Origin of the sequence: Shimia sp. (assembly GCF_039969785.1) — a bacterium.
Lineage (GTDB): Bacteria > Pseudomonadota > Alphaproteobacteria > Rhodobacterales > Rhodobacteraceae > Shimia.
Genome location: NZ_JBDVNC010000025.1, coordinates 1 through 16,829, shown reverse-complemented (window position 1 = coordinate 16,829; position 16,829 = coordinate 1). Strand labels below are relative to the sequence as shown.

At 53.8% G+C, this 16,829-nt stretch carries 16 protein-coding genes; 11 read left to right on the top strand and 5 right to left on the bottom strand.

What is annotated here, in order from left to right:
* Window positions 1–129: 129 nt before the first annotated feature.
* On the top strand, window positions 130–327 hold the full coding sequence (locus ABJI08_RS13045) for a hypothetical protein (RefSeq protein ID WP_348402287.1): 198 nt from the start codon (window positions 130–132) through the stop codon (window positions 325–327).
* 11 nt (window positions 328–338) lie between these two features.
* Here ABJI08_RS13045 and ABJI08_RS13040 read toward each other — a convergent pair whose 3' ends face one another.
* The 5 genes from ABJI08_RS13040 to ABJI08_RS13020 all read right to left on the bottom strand — a co-directional run bounded on the left by ABJI08_RS13040 (window position 339) and on the right by ABJI08_RS13020 (window position 9,093).
* Window positions 339–1,532: an IS91 family transposase gene (locus tag ABJI08_RS13040; protein WP_348402286.1), complete on the bottom strand. Its 1,194-nt coding sequence runs from the start codon at window positions 1,530–1,532 to the stop codon at window positions 339–341.
* 12 nt (window positions 1,533–1,544) lie between these two features.
* Window positions 1,545–2,432 carry a site-specific integrase gene (locus ABJI08_RS13035; RefSeq protein WP_348402285.1) on the bottom strand — a complete coding sequence of 296 codons (888 nt, stop codon included), beginning with the start codon at window positions 2,430–2,432 and terminating at the stop codon, window positions 1,545–1,547.
* A 496-nt stretch (window positions 2,433–2,928) separates the two neighbouring features.
* A complete protein-coding gene (locus tag ABJI08_RS13030) occupies window positions 2,929–3,954 on the bottom strand; it encodes an adenylate/guanylate cyclase domain-containing protein (protein WP_348402284.1) in 1,026 nt (341 codons plus the stop codon).
* Window positions 3,947–4,294: an Hpt domain-containing protein gene (locus ABJI08_RS13025; RefSeq protein WP_348402283.1), complete on the bottom strand. Its 348-nt coding sequence runs from the start codon at window positions 4,292–4,294 to the stop codon at window positions 3,947–3,949. Before ABJI08_RS13025 ends, ABJI08_RS13030 begins: the two co-directional genes overlap by 8 nt.
* Window positions 4,294–9,093 (bottom strand): GAF domain-containing protein, encoded by a 4,800-nt coding sequence (locus tag ABJI08_RS13020; protein ID WP_348402282.1) that lies wholly within the window; start codon window positions 9,091–9,093, stop codon window positions 4,294–4,296. Before ABJI08_RS13020 ends, ABJI08_RS13025 begins: the two co-directional genes overlap by 1 nt.
* A gap of 353 nt (window positions 9,094–9,446) precedes the next feature.
* On the opposite strand from ABJI08_RS13020, the gene ABJI08_RS13015 reads away from it, so the two are divergent.
* The 10 genes from ABJI08_RS13015 to ABJI08_RS12970 all read left to right on the top strand — a co-directional run bounded on the left by ABJI08_RS13015 (window position 9,447) and on the right by ABJI08_RS12970 (window position 16,573).
* On the top strand, window positions 9,447–9,758 hold the full coding sequence (locus ABJI08_RS13015; RefSeq protein ID WP_348402281.1) for a hypothetical protein: 312 nt from the start codon (window positions 9,447–9,449) through the stop codon (window positions 9,756–9,758).
* A gap of 42 nt (window positions 9,759–9,800) precedes the next feature.
* Window positions 9,801–10,607 carry a M90 family metallopeptidase gene (locus tag ABJI08_RS13010; RefSeq protein ID WP_348402280.1) on the top strand — a complete coding sequence of 269 codons (807 nt, stop codon included), beginning with the start codon at window positions 9,801–9,803 and terminating at the stop codon, window positions 10,605–10,607.
* A 454-nt stretch (window positions 10,608–11,061) separates the two neighbouring features.
* Window positions 11,062–11,454 (top strand): ester cyclase, encoded by a 393-nt coding sequence (locus tag ABJI08_RS13005; RefSeq protein ID WP_348402279.1) that lies wholly within the window; start codon window positions 11,062–11,064, stop codon window positions 11,452–11,454.
* Entirely contained in the window at window positions 11,451–11,723 is a 273-nt protein-coding gene (locus ABJI08_RS13000) for a hypothetical protein (RefSeq protein WP_348402278.1), read from the top strand. The genes ABJI08_RS13005 and ABJI08_RS13000 overlap by 4 nt, the downstream gene beginning before the upstream one ends.
* 15 nt (window positions 11,724–11,738) lie before the next feature.
* Window positions 11,739–12,101, top strand: a complete 363-nt coding sequence (locus ABJI08_RS12995) for a tautomerase family protein (RefSeq protein ID WP_348402277.1) — start codon at window positions 11,739–11,741, stop codon at window positions 12,099–12,101.
* A 459-nt stretch (window positions 12,102–12,560) separates the two neighbouring features.
* Entirely contained in the window at window positions 12,561–12,875 is a 315-nt protein-coding gene (locus tag ABJI08_RS12990; RefSeq protein ID WP_348402288.1) for a cytochrome c, read from the top strand.
* Window positions 12,876–12,902: 27 nt separating this feature from the next.
* The gene (locus ABJI08_RS12985; protein ID WP_348402276.1) at window positions 12,903–13,340 is read left to right on the top strand and encodes a cytochrome c; all 438 of its coding nucleotides are present in this window, start codon (window positions 12,903–12,905) and stop codon (window positions 13,338–13,340) included.
* Between the two features lie 19 nt (window positions 13,341–13,359).
* A complete protein-coding gene (locus ABJI08_RS12980; protein ID WP_348402275.1) occupies window positions 13,360–14,655 on the top strand; it encodes a multicopper oxidase family protein in 1,296 nt (431 codons plus the stop codon).
* Window positions 14,652–15,083, top strand: a complete 432-nt coding sequence (locus tag ABJI08_RS12975; RefSeq protein ID WP_348402274.1) for a cytochrome c — start codon at window positions 14,652–14,654, stop codon at window positions 15,081–15,083. Before ABJI08_RS12980 ends, ABJI08_RS12975 begins: the two co-directional genes overlap by 4 nt.
* A gap of 104 nt (window positions 15,084–15,187) precedes the next feature.
* On the top strand, window positions 15,188–16,573 hold the full coding sequence (locus tag ABJI08_RS12970) for an IS1182 family transposase (RefSeq protein ID WP_348402273.1): 1,386 nt from the start codon (window positions 15,188–15,190) through the stop codon (window positions 16,571–16,573).
* The last annotated feature ends 256 nt before the right edge of the window (window positions 16,574–16,829 follow it).

The window sequence follows — 16,829 nt, the reverse complement described above, 5'->3', positions numbered from 1 at the left end:
GCGGCTTCGTTTTAGGTTTTTCGATGCGGGCCATGGTGCGAGATTTCAGCTTGTGCTGAGCGTGGCCCGCGTTGGGAAACCTGACTAGGAGGAGGCCGCGGGAGGTGTGTGATTTCCTATGGGGAAAGCATGAAACGGTTGCTTTCGCTTCTGTATTGTCATGGTGACGGTCGCACGCGGAAAGGATGGCTGCCCGCCGAGATTTCCGGGCGCAACGCCAATGTGGATGATGCTATCGGGCCGTTTCGTTTGGTCTTTGATGTCATCGGGTTGACCGGTATCGCCCATGAACATGATATAATTCACGGCTGGATTGATGTTGGGTGACGTACAACTCGTCATGCGGCGGCCTTTCTGGGTGGAGCGCGTGATTGTGGTTTTTGGCCGCGCCGGAAGGTCTCGATGATGCGCATGGGCCCGCCGCAGTCGGGGCATGGTTCGCGCAGGGTGAGCGGGATAATCTCCGCGTCCACTTGTGGTTCCGGTTCGGGTTGTTGCGCCCCAAGCAGACTTCGGACCTTTGCTATATTGGCCTTTCGACCAGCACTGGCGAGCAGGCCATAGTGCCGGATGCGGTGGAACCGATCCGGAAGCACATGGATGAGAAAGCGGCGAATGAACTCAGGGGTGGCGAGTTGCATGGTCTTTTGCCGGTTGTCTGATTTGACGCGATAGTCTTTCCATCGGAATGTGACGGTGTTGGCGTCGGCGCTGACGAGGCGACTGTTGGAGATAGCGACGCGGTGGGTATATCGGCTGAGATAGGCCAGCACCGCTTCGGGACCGCCGAAGGGTGGTTTGGCGTAGACCACCCATTCGGTTTTGCGCAAAGGGGCAAGATATGCAGCGAAGGCGTCAGCATCTGACAACCGGGTCAGATCACCGAAGAAAGCAAGCTGCCCGGTGTGATGCAGCGCCAGCAGTCCTTCGATGAACAGACGGCGAAACAGTCGAGACAGTACCCGTACGTGTAAAAAGAAGCCCGGGCTGCACGCGACCCAGCGATTGCCACTTGGCGACAGGCCACCACCCGGTACGATCATGTGGACGTGGGGGTGATGGGTCAGTGCCGAGCCCCAAGTGTGCAAAACGCTGGTCATACCAACGCGTGCGCCGAGGCGTTTGGGATCGGCTGCAATTGTCATAACCGTTTGCGCAGACGCCTGGAACAGCAGGCCATAGACCGCCCGTTTGTTCCAGAACGCAATCTGCGCGATCTCGGCTGGCAGGGTAAAGACCACGTGGCAGTATTCCACAGGTAGCAGATCCTTGGCGCGCGCTGCCATCGAGTCGCGCGCGGCTGGGCCCTGGCACTTGGGACAGTGCCGGTTCTTGCAGCTGTTGTACGCAATGTGCTGGTGGCCGCACTTGGTACATCCCGCCACATGCCCGCCGAGCGTCTCCGTCCGGCAAGCCTCAATCGCCGACATCACCTTGAGCTGGCTGAAACTCACATGCCCCGCATTGGCCCGCCGCCACGCAGGACCATACTTGCGGAAAATGTCAGCGACCTCCAGCCTGGGGCGAGACACCCGCCCCGGACGTTACCGGGGTCCTTGTCGGAGCGAACGACGATGTAATGTTTTGAGCGCGTCAAACGGGCTCACCGTGTCCCGGATTGTTTTGGTAGCGACCTGGGTGTAGCGCGCTGTTGTGCTCAGCTTGGCATGGCCGAGAAGCACCTGAATGATCCGGACATCCGTCCCCGCTTCCAGCAGGTGGGTGGCAAAGCTGTGTCTCAAGGTATGCAGGGTCGCGGGTTTGGAAATCCCAACCAGATGTTTGGCCGAGTTGAAAGCCCGACCGAGTTGTCTTGATGTGACCGGGTTGATCTTGGGCTTGCCCGGAAACAGCCAGCCCTCGGGCCGCGCCTCGCGCCAATAATCGCGCAGCAGGTCCCTCAGATCTGGTGACAGCATGACCTTGCGATCCTTACGCCCCTTGCCCTCGTCGACATGGATCAACATGCGGTCACTATCGATGTCGCTGACCTTGAGATTGCAGACTTCTGATGCCCGCAGGCCCCCACCATAGGAAATGCTGAGTGCCGCACGATACTTCAGTCCAGGTCCGGGCGCGGCAGCAAGCAACTCCGAAACATCTTCGATGCTCAGCACCAACGGCAGCTTACGCGGCTGGGTGCGGAACTGCATGTACTTCTTCATCTCTTCACGTCCGCAGGTCTTGCCGAACAGAAACCTCAGCGCCATGATCCGCACGTTGTAAGTTGTCGGCGTCACGCCGGTATCGGTCATGTGCAACTGATAGGCGCGCAGATCATCCGGTGTCGCAGTATCCGGAGACCGCTTCAGGAAACCGGCGAAATCCTTGACCGCCCGAATGTGCGCCTTCTGCGCCTTGTCGCCCATCCCGTGGATGCGCATATCCTCGATCATCCGCGCTCGCAGCGGGCTCATCTTCTCCTGTGTCATGGGAACCTCCTGTTTGACGTTTGAGAAGTCCCAATCGTCAGACAGGTGCGTCAGATATCAAAATGCGCTGCGGTCACGGCAAACACGATAAACCCGCAACAAGCGCCATTGCCGCGGCAGCGGCTTCGTCCTCGTCCGCAGTGCCGCCGTTGATGTTCGACGCAGCGAACGGCTCCTTTCCGCCCTTATCGACGGAATGTGCGTTGTGCAGCGATCGAACCCTGCCCAATACCCGTCACGGCAGCTTACGGCCCAAAGCCGACCTTGGTGCCTTTTGCAGCGAATGGCGGGCCAGAGCCCAAAACAGATTCAGTGGCGTGCCCAGAGATCGGGAAAAAGCGCGGGAATCTGCCATTCTCTGCGGGTTCAAGGAAATCATCATGTGTTTCGAAAGCGTACATTGAGAATGTCTTCCAAAATTTTATTCAAAAGAAAGTGTCTTGGAAATCGATACCAACACTCTTCAGTTTTGTCTGACGTCCCTTCATGAAAGCTCTTAAAGTGAAAAAATATCAACCGGATCAGAAAAACCTTTGAACGAAACCTGAAGGATCGGCTTTCCGCGGTCATGTTCTCGCAGAGCGTCTTGCGTCACGCCATCGACCAACACTTCGCATCCAGCAACTTTTGTATGGGCCTCAAGCCGAGAGGCAAGGTTCACTTTGTCTCCAATGCACGTGAATGTCGCGCGCTGTTGAGTGCCTGCATACCCAGCGACAACTTCGCCAGTTGCGATGCCAATGCCTATTTTTATTTCAACATTGGAATTGGCCACTCGCTCAAGATTGAACTCCTCGATCATGGCCAACATATCTCGTGCGGCGGCCACAGCGCTTTGAGCGGGGTTCTGAAGAGGGCGGGGTGTTCCAAATAGGGCCATCAATCCGTCCCCAATCATCAACGAAACGATACCACCATGACAGTCAATCGCTTCGAACATGAGAGTGTAATAAATGTTGAGAAGCTCAATCGTTTCTTCCGGCGACTGGCTCTCGGACAAGGCGGTGAAGCCGCGGATGTCGCAAAACAAAACCGATGCATAGACCCGCTTTCCACCAAGCGAAAACCCTGATTTCTGCAAATCCTGTGCCACTTCGGTTGTGGCAAATTTTTCCAACAATTGTTTTTGCTCAACCCGTAGTCTCTTGTTTTCCAGACTGGATGACAACCGCGCCTGCAAAAGCACCTGATTGACGGGTTTGGGCAGGTAATCGTCAGCCCCAAGATCAATACAACGAACAATGTTTTCAACACCTTCGACCGAAGAGGTCACAATGACAGGTAGATCGCTTAAACTCGGGTCATGTCTGATTTCCTCGAGCACCTCGAAGCCATTCATCTCGGGCATTTCGATATCGAGCAGCAGCAAATCAAACGGCTCGTCGCCCAAAAGCTGCATGGCAATCCGGCCATTTTCCGCGACGGCCGCAGAGTAGCCCAACAATTCGACACTGCGTGACAGGAGCAGGCGATTAACCTTGTTGTCATCCACAATCAAAAGCCGCGCTTTTTGCTCAATCATTTGTCAAAGCTTTCAAAGCCGATGACGCGCGTTCATATTCGCCGACCAACGCCGCGTGCTGCATTTGGTTTGCGTTTTGGTCAGTGCTGAAGCCATTGATCTCAAGGTCGCGGGCCAGATTGGCCAGTGCCTGTGCGCCAAAAGTTTGCGCATTTGATTTTAGCGAATGTGCTGCCCTTCGATAACGATCAGGGTCGGCGGCTGTGGCGGCGTCTTTCAACTCGTCGATCAGTGGCGACGCCTCGTCCAGAAATGTGCCAAGCAATTCTTGCGCAAATTCGGCGCCAGTTGCCTCTGCAAGTTCCGCAAAAACGCTGGGATCAATTGGGCCATCACTCATTATTTTTTCCTGTCTCGTTTGGGGATAGCCATAAGTGCCGCAATCAGGCGGGCTACTTTGATGGGTTTTGTGATGTAGTCATCCATTCCGGCGGCCAGACACATTTCTCGATCGCCTTGCATTGCATTGGCGGTCATGGCCACAATTTTTGGCCGATCATCCGCCGGGTATTTTTGAGTGATTGAGCGTGAGGCTTCCAGCCCGTCCATTTCAGGCATTTGAACATCCATTAAGATCACATCATAAATCTGGCGCTCTACGCTTTGCAGCGCTTCAACCCCGTTGCTTGCCAGATCGGCGCGGTAGCCCATCTGTTCCAGCAGTCGCAAGGCCAGCTTTTGATTGACCAAATTGTCCTCGGCCAGAAGTATTCGCAAAGGATGACGAACGGCCATTTTCGGTTCTATTTTTGGTTTTTCAGCCAGTTTCGGCTCGGGTTTTGGAAAGGCTTTTGGGGCGAAAATCGTCGCCAATGTGTCAAACAGCTGGGATTGACGCAGAGGTTTTGCCAGATAAGCGCTAAAAAGCTCCGCCCCGACGTCAGGGGGCCGAATGCCCAAAGAGCTAAACAATACCAAAGGCAAATCTGATTTGGTCTGGCGGATTTTTTGCGCCAGTTCTAGCCCGTCCATCACCGGCATGTGCATATCGAGAATTGCCAGATCAAAGTGTTCACCTGAGTTCACCCAGTCCAGCGCTTCAACTGGCAAAGCCGTGGATCGGGTGTCAGTGCCCCATTTTGCGGTTTGCAGTGACAAAATCCGCCGGTTGGTAGCATTGTCATCGACGATCAATACCCGTTTGCCGATAAGCTCGGATTGTTGGCCCAACAAATTGCGGGCCTCTGTCTGCGGAAGGCTTGCGGTGTCGGCCAGTATTGCGAAATGAAACGTTGATCCCCGCCCTGCCCCGTCGCTGGTCGCCCACATGGTTCCCCCCATCAGTTCCGCCAACCTCTTTGAAATGGCAAGCCCAAGTCCCGTGCCTCCATATTTGCGAGTGGTTGATGAATCCGCTTGGCTGAAGGACTGAAACAATCGTTTCATACCGTCAGGTTTCAGACCTATTCCAGTGTCTCTCACGGAAAATGAAAGCTCATTCTTTCCGTCGCCGAGCGATGTGTACGACACTGACAGGACAACTTCGCCTGCGTCCGTAAACTTGACCGCGTTTGACAACAAATTCAGCAGGATTTGGCGCAATCTCGTCAGGTCAGCGCTGACGGTTTCCGGAACATCATCGTCATAAATGTAAGCAATATCGAGGTTTTTTTCGGCGGCGCGCCCGCTTATCAGATCCATCGCACTTTCAATGCTTTCGCGTAGATCGAAGGGGTGGTTTTCGATATCCATTTGCCCGGCTTCGATCTTTGAAAAATCGAGAATTTCGTTAATGATCCCCAAAAGCGCATCGCCACTGTCCCGTATCGTTCCGGCGTAGTCGCGCTGTTCTTCATTCAGGTCGGTGTCCATCAACAAGCCGCTCATCCCGATGACTGCATTCATCGGCGTGCGTATTTCGTGGCTCATTGTCGCAAGAAAAGAACTTTTGGCCTGGTTTGCCGTTTCCGCTGCGGCGCGTGCATCTTGGGCTTCCTGAAACAGGCGGACATTTTCAATAGCGATGACTGCCTGATCGCAGAAAGTCTGCGCAATATCGATTTCGTCTTGTTTAAACGGTGCCTTGATTTCGCGCACAAAAACCAAGACCCCAAGGCATTCATCGCCGCGCAACAGTGGCATGAACAGCGAAGATTTGACCCCTAGGGAATTGTAAACGCCCTGCTCAAACGGCGGCAGGTCAATAGTTGACCAGTCCGGCAAATGCAGCATCTTTTTTGAGGCAACAACCTGAGAGGGGAAATTCCCTTCGACGTCCATCGGAGTTCTGGTGCCTTCAGACACGTCGACCAAGCCTTTTGCGGTGGCGCGTGTGACTTGCCAGAATGCGTCATCGTTAACCATAATCGCCGACACCATGTCGGATGAGACCAATTGCACGCCCGCCTTGACGATCGCCTCAAAAACCGGCGTCACATCTGTCGGCGATCCGCTGATGACGCGAAGAATATCTGCGCTGGCCGTTTGGCGCGACAAAGCCGCCTGCGTTTCGGTGAACATCCGAGTGTTCTGAATGGCAATCACGGCCTGATCTGCAAAAGATTGCGCCAGTTCGATGTCCTCAGAACTGAATGCACGTGACGTGGTTCGCGCCAAAGCAAAGATCCCGAGATATTCGTCACCGTGCAAAAGAGGCACGTAAAGAGCCGAGTTGACGTCAAAAATATCACGAATTCGCTTTTCATGTTTCGGCAGATCGATTGCGCCCCAGTCCGGAATATGAAGCACCGATTTCGAAATGATGGCACGCGAAGGAAAATTCACATCGGGATCAACAGGAAGATCTGATGGCCCCATATCCTCGAGCGGACCCTCTTTTGAAGCCGCCGCAGCCGGTGAATAGGTGACGCCATCTGTGGTCATAACAATCGCGGTGTCGCAGGTCAGAAGATGCACGGCAGAGGCCACGATGGCGTCAAACACAGGGGTCACATCAGTTTGGGCGCCGCTGATGACGCGCAAAATGTCAGCGCTGGCGGTCTGTCGAACCAGTGCAGCCTGTGTTTCATTGAACAATCGAGCATTCTGGATCGCAATCACGGCCTGATCCGCAAAACCTTGCATGATACGCAGTTCTTTTTCGCTAAAGGCTGTATGCGACCGCGTCGCGCCCACAACTCCGATCCCTTTGCCATTCCAGATCATCGGAGCAAACGCCACCGAGTGATATCCTGCCAACCGCCCCATACGCTGCAAAACCGGTGGCGTATCAGGGTTGTTCTGAACGTCGACATAATTGGCGACGCGCAATGTCCGGATGGCTTTTCCGGCCGGTGTAATTTCCCAAGGTGCCGGAAAGGTTTCCAACAGGGCTTCACGATACTTGCCCACATAGGCAGCCACCTGAAGCATGCCGCTGTCATCAACCAGAAGAACATCCAGCTCTTCTCCTCCAAAGAGGTTCTGGCAACTTTCAAGTATTTTTTCAAAAACCGGTAGAGTGTCAGCAACCGATTGGCTGATCACACTCAGGATTTCCGAAGAAGCTTTTTGCTGCTCAAGCGCTTCGGTCACCTCGGCGGTGCGTGCCTGTACCTCAGTAAACAAACGCGCGTTGTTGATGGCAATAACCGCTTGGGACGCAAAGGTTTCAAGCAGGCCAATCTGCTTTTGGCTGAACGCTGAGACGTTGCTGTCGGCAATAACAATCACGCCGACAACGATCCCGTCTTTGACCAATGGAATGCCCAGCGTTGAACGATAAGACCCGATCTTTGCCGCTTCTTTCCAGATGTAGGTCTGATCGTTTTTGGTATCCTCAATGTAAACTGTTTCGCCCGACATTGCCGCGCGCCCGATACAGGTTCCCTTTCCTGACGCGATAGGATTGTCCTTTAGATATTGGATGAATTGCGAGTCAACATTATGTGCCGCGGTGACATGATAAAGACCGTCCGCAGGATTGAGCATCGCCGCAAATGCGTATTCGGGCGTGCATATGCGCGACGCCACTTCGAGAATTGAATCCAGCACCGGTTGTAGCTCATTCGGAGAGCGCGAGATGACGTCAAGAACCTCGGATGTCGCGGTCTGATACTCAAGCGCCTGGGTCACCTCTGCAGTTCGTTCTTGCACCTCGTCAAACAAACGGGCGTTGCTAATGGCGATGACGGCTTGCGAAGCAAAAGTTTCAACCAGCGCAATTTGCTTCGATGAAAACGCAGATTTGAGTTCATTGCCAATGGATATCACGCCCACCGTCGCACCATTTTTCACCAAAGGTACGCCGAGCAAAGACCTGTAGCGGCCTACTCCGTTTTCTTCTTGCCAATTATAATTGGGGTCATTCTGAGCATCCTCAATATAGGTTGTTTTGCCTGAAAGGGCTGTTCGCCCCGTGCAACTACCGGGGTCTGCCTCCATCGGGTTTTCCAATAGATGTTTGGTTAACTCCGTCCCTTCACTCAGAACGGACAAAATATGATAACGACCGTCCCCAGGATCCAGCATTGCCACATAGGCATCCTGCAAATCGCAAATACGCGAGACCACTTTCAAAATTGAGTCCAGCACCGGTTGCAGCTCATTGGGTGTGCGGGCGATGACATTAAGGACTTCTGTTGTAGCTGTCTGATGCTCCAGCGCCTCTTGTGTCTCGTTGAACAGTCTGGCGTTTCTGATGACAATACTCGCCTGAGCCGCAAAAACCTGAACCAATGCAATGTGAGAGTCTTTGGGGACGTCTGCCCCTGACCAAGCCAAAACAATGGCGCCCCAAACCTTGCCATCGCTGAAAATCGGGACGCCGGCCATTTGCCTGAAATCAAGTTCTCTGGCCATAAGGTGATCGCTGTATGTTTCAGATCGGGCATCCAAAAGGCGCACAACGTCCGAAGTTTCAATCACACGTCTTGAAATAGCGCTCTTTTGCTGACGATCTGGGTAGTTAGCTTTTTGAATTTCAACAAATTTTGGAGAAAATCCAAAGCTGGCGCAAAAATGAAACAGCTCTCCATCATATCGTAATAATTCACAAAACTGGGCGCCGCAAAGCTCAGTCACCGCTGTTGCAATAGCTTCGAAAACGGGTTGGGGATCACTTGGCGAGATTTCGATGGCTTTGAGTACGTCAGCTGTCGCCTTCGATTGCGCTTTCTGGTCTGACAACTCTCGCTTCAGTTTCTGAACTTCGTCTGCGCGCGAACCGTCAGTGTCAAATTGTGTTTGATTTGCTGGCATTGCGTAAATTCATTCCTAAGATGCTGCCAAGCCTACCGTGAAATCACCCCAATCCAATGCACCATTTTGATACTTCCTCTAAGTGGTTGATTTAAATTATTTTATCTGCAATTTTTAGTAATTTCAATTCACTCTCCACCTCCTTGGCATGGGAGCATGGCGATGATCGGCCTTTCGAGGAACACTAGCCAATTCTCCAAACTGCACCATCAGCCAAATTCTATTTCGACACTACTAGAGCAGTGAAGCTTTCCTTTGGCCGCGTACCCAAAGGACCGCTCTGCCCGCACTGCGGACATCTCTACAGGTTCAATTAGCAAGATCTTCGAAGATCGGCTTTGGGAAGTTGCGGCGTGGTGTTGACCTATTCGGTCAAGTTCAGCTTTGGGCTGAATGCAGCCGTGGGCCGCTATCCATTAAAGGTCAGCAGAGTCCGCATGTCGGTCACTCGCCTTTCGAAAATGCTGCACGGCGCACGAATGACAGGTCTGGTGAAGCTGCAACGCAGCATCGGCGTGACCAGCCAAGGTCGGCTCTGGGCCGACAGCAGTCATATTGGACATCAATGCCAAATGTCGCGCAATGTGTTAAATGGCTGCGTGATGCAAGCTGCGCCAGCAGTTCGGATGCCTGGCCCTGCATGGTTTTGTTCCCACTCATTTTGACATATTCAGGAGATCGTTTCATGCAGGTAGAGGTTCGCACGGATGGCAGTCTTCTTTTTTGTGTTGGCTGTAGGCGCAATCGCATTGATGGCCAGATACTGGTCAAACCGTCAGCGCTTGCAACGCCTTCTTTCCCAGCCCATCTCTGCAGGTCATCGCGCAATTATCAAAAGACACGTCCCTATTACTTCCAAGTTGCCCATGGAGTTGCACGGCAAACTGGAAGGCAAAATCAACCGGTTTCTAGACCAAGTGCAGTTCACCGGGTGCAACGGACTGGAAATCACTGACGAAATTCGGGTGTCCATAGCCGCCCAGGCCTGCCTCTTGGTCGTGAATAGCGACACTTGGTATGACACCCTGACAACTGTTCTTATCTACCCGGGTGCCTTCAAATCGAGGCAAACACAGCACAATGGATATGTCGTGATTGAACGCGAAATTGTGCGAACGGGGGAAAGCTGGTCGCGCGGCCCTGTAATCTTGTCTTGGTCCCATTCCCAGCAAGGAGCGGCAAACGACGCGGATGGCCACAACGTTGTGTTCCATGAGTTCGCCCATCAGATCGATGACTTGTCAGGCCGCACCGATGGAGTGCCAAACCTCGGCCCAAAGCAAAAGTTCTCAGATTGGGCACTCGTGTTTGACACAGCTTTTAAAAAGCATGTTCAGCTTGTGCAAAAGGGGCGCGCGACCGTGATCGACGCCTATGGCGCGGAAGGGTACGAAGAGTTTTTTGCCGTGTCGGTTGAGGTTTTCTTTGAAAGGCCAACAACCCTCAAACAAGAAGAACCAGACGTCTACAAGCAGTTGTCTATGCTGTTCCAGTTAGACCCATCTTCGTGGTGAACTCACCACCGCAGCTGTGAGGCGGTTGTTCATATCTCGGGCGCTCTATCTGTTAGGGCGGAATGCCGACATTCGCTGCAACCGCGAACTAGTCAAACCGCAACGTTGAAAGCCGACATACACATTCGCTTGAAACTGAGGTGTTCTCTGCGCTGCCGCAAGGCGGCTGTGAGCCCGAAGCAGCCCGCTCAGATTGCGTGACCCTCGCTGATGCAGCATTGATCTGACAGGCGCGAACGGCCCAGACCCGACATTGGCACCCTGATTGGATGCTGCATTCGCAGCCCGCTTTGCGGTCACTCGCTGCAAGTGCAAAATCTGGCGTTGCTTGAACTCACACATCGCGGACGAAACGGACATACGCATTCATCATATGTATGACCGCTTGATCGCTTAACACTTATTTTGCTAGTCTGCTTGGAACTGTAAACTCAAAAAGCCGCGAGAGGTTGTTTTGGTTCCCGATGTTGAAACAGCTCGTCGAGTGGCGCTGGCGCATTGCCGAGCATGGAGCACTCGCGATCCCAAGGCCGTCGCCAGTCGCTATGCCGTGGAAACAACCATGTGCATGAACGGCGGCGACCCCATGACCAGTCAAGCCGAGATCGCCGCAATGGCCGCCGGTTTCATGGCTGATTTTCCAGACTTGGTCCTGACGCTTGATAACGTTCTAGTTGCGGATTATCACATGGTCTACGCTTGGACGTTCAAAGGTCATCACGCCGAGACACGCAATTACGTCCGATTCTCTGGATGGGAAGAATGGGACATGGATAATGAACTGAAGGTTATCAAGTCGCTCGGCTGGTATGACGCGGCAGACTACGAACGCCAAGTAGCAGAATGACGGCTCAGCCATTTTCCAGCATCCGTGTGGTCGTCTATGGGGTCGGGGCGATAGGAGCGATCGCGACCCGCCTGTTGGGGGACAAGGGTGCCAAAATAGTCGGTGCCATCGGGCGCAGCCCGTCAAAGGTGGGACGCGATCTTGGTGATTTTGCCGGTCTTGGGCTTACCCTTGACGTCCTGGTCGAAAGCGATGCAAACGAAGTGCTTGCTCGAGGGGCGGACATCGCGGTGGTCTGCGTGGGCAGTTACCCTACCGCATCATCGTAGCCTAAAGGAAAATTCATGCCCGTCATCCGTATTGAAGTGCCAGAAGGCACGCCGCTAGAGACCAAGAAGAGAATTCGCGAAGGCGTCAAGCAAGCCGTTCTCGTTACGCTTGCGCCGAAGGAAATCAAGTATGACTACGTCGGTGTGCGCGAGGTTTTTGGCGTTTTGGGCGACGGCCTCCCGCTGGTCACCGTTGATTTACGCCCTGGTCGCGACGCAGGTCGCAAGAAGGCATTAGCCGATGCGATTGCGACGCTCTTGCAAAAAGAACTCAACTCTGATCCGACTGATCTATACGTTCTTTTTCGCGAGAACCCAGCCGAGAACCATTATACAGGTGGCGTTTTGCTGCCCGATTGGGTGCCCGCAGATCAGTAGAAAAGCTGTTGCTAAAACCAGATAATTGACGGGAAGCGCTACAAAAAAGTCGATTTTCGAACATTACGCAGCATCGGTCGCGCTGGGCTCTCTTGAGACCTTCGCCGCGCTCGTCGTAAGTGTCCGCTCTAGGAAAACGTGCCGTTCGCTGCCCGGAGCATGAACGCACAGATCGCGGACAAAACGGCCCTTCGCCAAGGGTGTCGGAGGGTCGGTTTTCGGAAACAAGCCAATGTGGTCGACATAACTCTTTGGACGTTCACAAGAACGTCATTTCATTCTTAGTACTTGACCTTCCCCTGAGTGAAGGTCGTACCGATTTAAGAAAGGTTGGAGTTGGGCATTAGAGCAGTTTTATTTGGCGCTGGAATAGCGCTAACCGCGGGCCTTGGCTATTGGGCTATAGCAACACAGGACAAAGCACCCGTAGGTGAGCAAACGACAGAAGGTGGCACAGCCATCGCCAATGTCATCGTTCCTAAAGCCCTGACGACGAATGCTGAGATAGGGAGAACTATCTACGACGCAAAATGCGCTATATGCCATGGCGCCGACGGCGAGGGCCAAGCCGATGTCGCACCACCCCTAGTTCATATCATCTATGAGCCATCGCATCACGGTGACGAAGCCTTTCAACGCGCGGCAGCGCAAGGTGTCCGCGCGCATCATTGGAAATTTGGTGACATGCCGCCAGTCGAAGGCTTGACCCGAGGCGATGTTGCGATGGTTGTTACGTATATTCGGGAACTACAGCGCGCCAACAAAATCAACTAAGAAACGCTATAAGACAGGGAATTTACAATGAAACAACTGAACCTCTTCGTGTTTGGAACATTACTGATTGCTGGCGTCGCTGTAGCGCACACCAATGTACAAAACGCGGCTGTTAAGGCTCGGATGGCCGCGATGAGCGGGATAGCTGCGGAAATGAAAACGCTTGGGCAGATGACCAAAGGTGCGACCGCGTTTGATAGGGATGCCGCTCGAGCAGCCGCCAACGCTATTGCGGACCATTCTGCAGCAACGCCGGAATTGTTCGAGGCCGAAGAAACAGACCCCAAATCTGAAGCGAAGGCGTTGATCTGGGCCAACTTTGATGACTTCACTAGTAAAGCTGGCGAATTGGAGGCCGTTGCCTTGGGTCTGGCCAACAGCATCGACAGCGCAGATGATCTTGGGCCAGCAATGAGTGCGCTGGGAGCAACATGCAAATCATGCCACACCAAATATCGCCAATAGAAGACGGACCAACATTACCATGAACAGACGCGCTTTTCTTGCCGGAACGACAGCCGCATTGGTCTTTCCACGGGCCACTTTGGCCAGCCCATACATCCTTCGGGCCGAACCTATTATCGCTCAGATCTTGCCTGAGGGCGACGGCACCACTGTCATGTTAGGGTTCAATGGATCAACCCCGGGTCCAGAGTTGCGTGTTCGACTGGGTGACGAGTTAGTTGTGCGTTTTGACAATGAAACAGACGAAGGCTCGTCTATCCATTGGCACGGTATTCGCCTCGAGAACGCAATGGATGGTGTTCCAGAGTTGACCCAACCTTTGGTGCCGACCGGTGGCGGCTTCGATTATCGTTTTCGGGTCCCGGATGCAGGAACTTATTGGTATCACTCGCATAACCGATCATGGGAGCAAGTGGCCAAAGGCCTATATGGCCCACTCATCATTGAGGAACACACCCCGCCGCACGTGGATCATGACATAACAGTAATACTGGATGATTGGCGGGTCGAAGAGGCTGGCGCATTGAAGGGTGGTTTTGGCGACATGCACGACTTTGCCCATGCCGGTCGCATGGGCAATTACGCCAAAGCCATAGTGTCCAAGGCGACCGTTAAGAAGGGTGATCGCGTCCGGCTGCGCTTGATCAACACAGCAACGGCGCGGGTGTTCCCCATCAAGATCGAAGGCCTAAGTGCTTTGGCCGTTGCCTTAGACGGAATGCCTTTGAGCGCGCCGCGTCCGTTGGGGGATGTCACACTTGCACCCGCGCAACGCATGGACGTGATTGGCGACGTAACCGCTGCCGTGGACTTTCTATTTATGACACGTGATGGGCCATATGAGTTGGGAGCCATCACAGTTGACGGTGAAAATAGCACTCCCATCACGGGCCCCATCGCGCCGCTTCCCGCTGCCAATGTTGCTCGACCAAAAGATGTTCCAGATCAATCGTTGACCTTAAAAATGGAAGGCGGGGCGATGGGTGGGCGCCATGCCGGGGATGACATTTGGGCCTTCAACGGCGTCTCTGGCCTATCAGACACCCCTTGGGCCACATTCAAAAGCGGGGACACCGCCATCATCGATTTGGTCAATGACACAAGCTTTCCACATGGCATTCATTTACACGGGCACCATTTTTACGAGGTAAACACCGATGGCAGTTTGGGTGATCTACGCGACACCTCCTTAGTGAATGCAGGCCAATCCCAGAAAATCAAAACTGTCTTCGACAACCCCGGTAAGTGGTTATTGCATTGCCACATGCTGGGCCATCAAGCGTCAGGTATGAAAACATGGGTGGAGGTTCTATGAAATACTTCACAATCATCTTGACTGCACTTGCCGTAACCTCAGCCCAAGCGGCCCATGAATTGGATAACCGTGACACGGAAAATGGTAAGGCGCTTTACGCCGAAAACTGTGCCTCATGCCATGGCGCGAACCTTGAGGGACAGCCGAATTGGCGCTCGCCTGATGAAAATGGTGTACTGCCTGCACCGCCCCATGACGAAACTGGCCATACTTGGCACCACGACAACGGATTGCTGTTTCAATACACCAAACTGGGTGGACAGGAAGCGTTGGCGCTGCGTGGCGTGATGGGCTTCAAAAGCGGTATGCCCGGGTTTGCTCAAACACTTACAGATGACGAAATCTGGGAGGTATTGGCGTTTATCCGTTCGACTTGGCCAGAGCGCATTCAAGAGAACCATTTGATGCGCAATCCAACGCACCACTAATTGGACTGGCAGCAGGAAAGTTCGCGAATTCCGTTGAAAAACTCTTGTTGATTTGAGGGCGCGTGGCTGATTCAATTTCCTTACAGTAACGGGGGGATTTCGCGATGATGGGACCAAAGCAGGAAGCGCAAGCGGCACTGTTTTATGAGTTCTCCCTGGAAGATCATGTCCCGCAAGATCACCTACTGCGCTCGATAGATCGGTTTGTCGATCTGAATGACATCCGCCAGTATTTAGCTGCGTTTTACAGCCACACAGGCCGCCCCTCGATTGATCCCGAACTTCTGATCCGCATGCTGTTGGTGGGGTATTGCTTCGGTATCAGGTCAGAACGGCGGCTGTGCGAAGAGGTCCATTTGAACCTAGCGTATCGCTGGTTTTGTCGCCTTGATCTATCTGATCCAATCCCAAATCATTCCACGTTCTCGAAGAACCGGCATGGGCGTTTCCGTGAAAGCGCTTTGCTTCGGCGTTTGTTCGAGAAGACAGTGGCTCGGTGTATTGCAGACGGCCTTGTGAGCGGCCAACGGCTTGCCGCAGATGCTAGCTTAATCGAAGCTGACGCCAACAAGCAGAACTCGACACCAAAGGAAGACTGGGATCGCAGCGCCATTGATCCAAGCGATGCGCCCCGCGCCGTGCGAGAGTATCTCGACGTTCTGGATGATGCCGCTTTCGGCGCAGCGACTGAAGTTGAGCCCAAGTTCACGTCCCATTCTGACCCATCCAGCCAATGGACTGCAGCGCGCAAAGGCCCTGCGTTCTTTGCTTATTCCACCAATTATCTGATCGATACGGATCACAGTGTCATCGTCGATGTCGAGGGAACCAGATCAATCCGGCAGGCTGAAGTCGGCTCTGTGCGCACCATGTTGGACCGGATCAAGGATCGCCATGATATCAATCCTGAACGCCTGATTGCAGACACAGCCTATGGGTCAGGCCCGATGCTCGGATGGCTTGTTGATCGCAAAATCAATCCCCACATTCCGGTGTTGGATAAAGCCGGACGGACTGACGGCACATGGTCGCGCGCCGACTTTGAATGGGACCCAGAGAACGACCAGTACATCTGTCCAGAGGGTGAATCGCTCAAGCAGTTCCGCCGCAACCATTCCGATCCTAATCGCGGCCCGGACGGCAAAGGTGTCGCCAAGTATCGCGCATTGAAACTGACCTGTCAGGCCCGTCCATCTGAAGCAAAATGTTGCCCCAACGCCGACTTCCGATCCATCCCCCGCGAAGAACACGAAGATGCCCGTCAAGTCGCCCGCGACATTGCAAAGACCAAGCAATACGCCATCTCGATGCGGCTGCGCAAAAAGGTGGAAATGCTCTTCGCCCACCTCAAACGCATCCTTGGGCTGGGGCGGCTGAGATTGCGAGGCCCATGCGGCGCAAACGACGAATTCCTACTCGCCGCCACCGCCCAAAACCTCCGCAAATTGGCTAAGACCCTTCCTGCACCGCGGCAAACGCGCAAAGCCTGATTAGAAAGGCGGTTGCGCCCCGTTTGAAACCGCACTTTCTGCGCCAGCAACAGGTTGTCTTTCCACAGAATCCGCGGTAAGCCGACATTCGCGGCAGTGCAGAAGAATGTCACTCTGGGCTCAGTGCCGTCGTTCCGGTCCATGCTGTCGTGCGGCCGCTTCCAACCGCCGAATGTCCGAGATTCTGGTCACGCCTTTGAAATGGGTGGAATATCTGCGTTTCCGGAATGGCAGCTTCCGGGGCACGATTCAAACT

Coding starts and splice junctions, on each gene's coding strand:
- ABJI08_RS12985 (WP_348402276.1), top strand. CDS start 12,903: ATGAAACAACTGAACCTCTTCGTGTTTGGAACATTACTGATTGCTGGC.
- ABJI08_RS12995 (WP_348402277.1), top strand. CDS start 11,739: ATGCCCGTCATCCGTATTGAAGTGCCAGAAGGCACGCCGCTAGAGACC.
- ABJI08_RS12980 (WP_348402275.1), top strand. CDS start 13,360: ATGAACAGACGCGCTTTTCTTGCCGGAACGACAGCCGCATTGGTCTTT.
- ABJI08_RS13030 (WP_348402284.1), bottom strand. CDS start 3,954: ATGATTGAGCAAAAAGCGCGGCTTTTGATTGTGGATGACAACAAGGTT.
- ABJI08_RS13045 (WP_348402287.1), top strand. CDS start 130: ATGAAACGGTTGCTTTCGCTTCTGTATTGTCATGGTGACGGTCGCACG.
- ABJI08_RS12970 (WP_348402273.1), top strand. CDS start 15,188: ATGATGGGACCAAAGCAGGAAGCGCAAGCGGCACTGTTTTATGAGTTC.
- ABJI08_RS13025 (WP_348402283.1), bottom strand. CDS start 4,294: ATGAGTGATGGCCCAATTGATCCCAGCGTTTTTGCGGAACTTGCAGAG.
- ABJI08_RS13035 (WP_348402285.1), bottom strand. CDS start 2,432: ATGACACAGGAGAAGATGAGCCCGCTGCGAGCGCGGATGATCGAGGAT.
- ABJI08_RS12975 (WP_348402274.1), top strand. CDS start 14,652: ATGAAATACTTCACAATCATCTTGACTGCACTTGCCGTAACCTCAGCC.
- ABJI08_RS13020 (WP_348402282.1), bottom strand. CDS start 9,093: ATGCCAGCAAATCAAACACAATTTGACACTGACGGTTCGCGCGCAGAC.
- ABJI08_RS13000 (WP_348402278.1), top strand. CDS start 11,451: ATGACGGCTCAGCCATTTTCCAGCATCCGTGTGGTCGTCTATGGGGTC.
- ABJI08_RS13010 (WP_348402280.1), top strand. CDS start 9,801: ATGGCAGTCTTCTTTTTTGTGTTGGCTGTAGGCGCAATCGCATTGATG.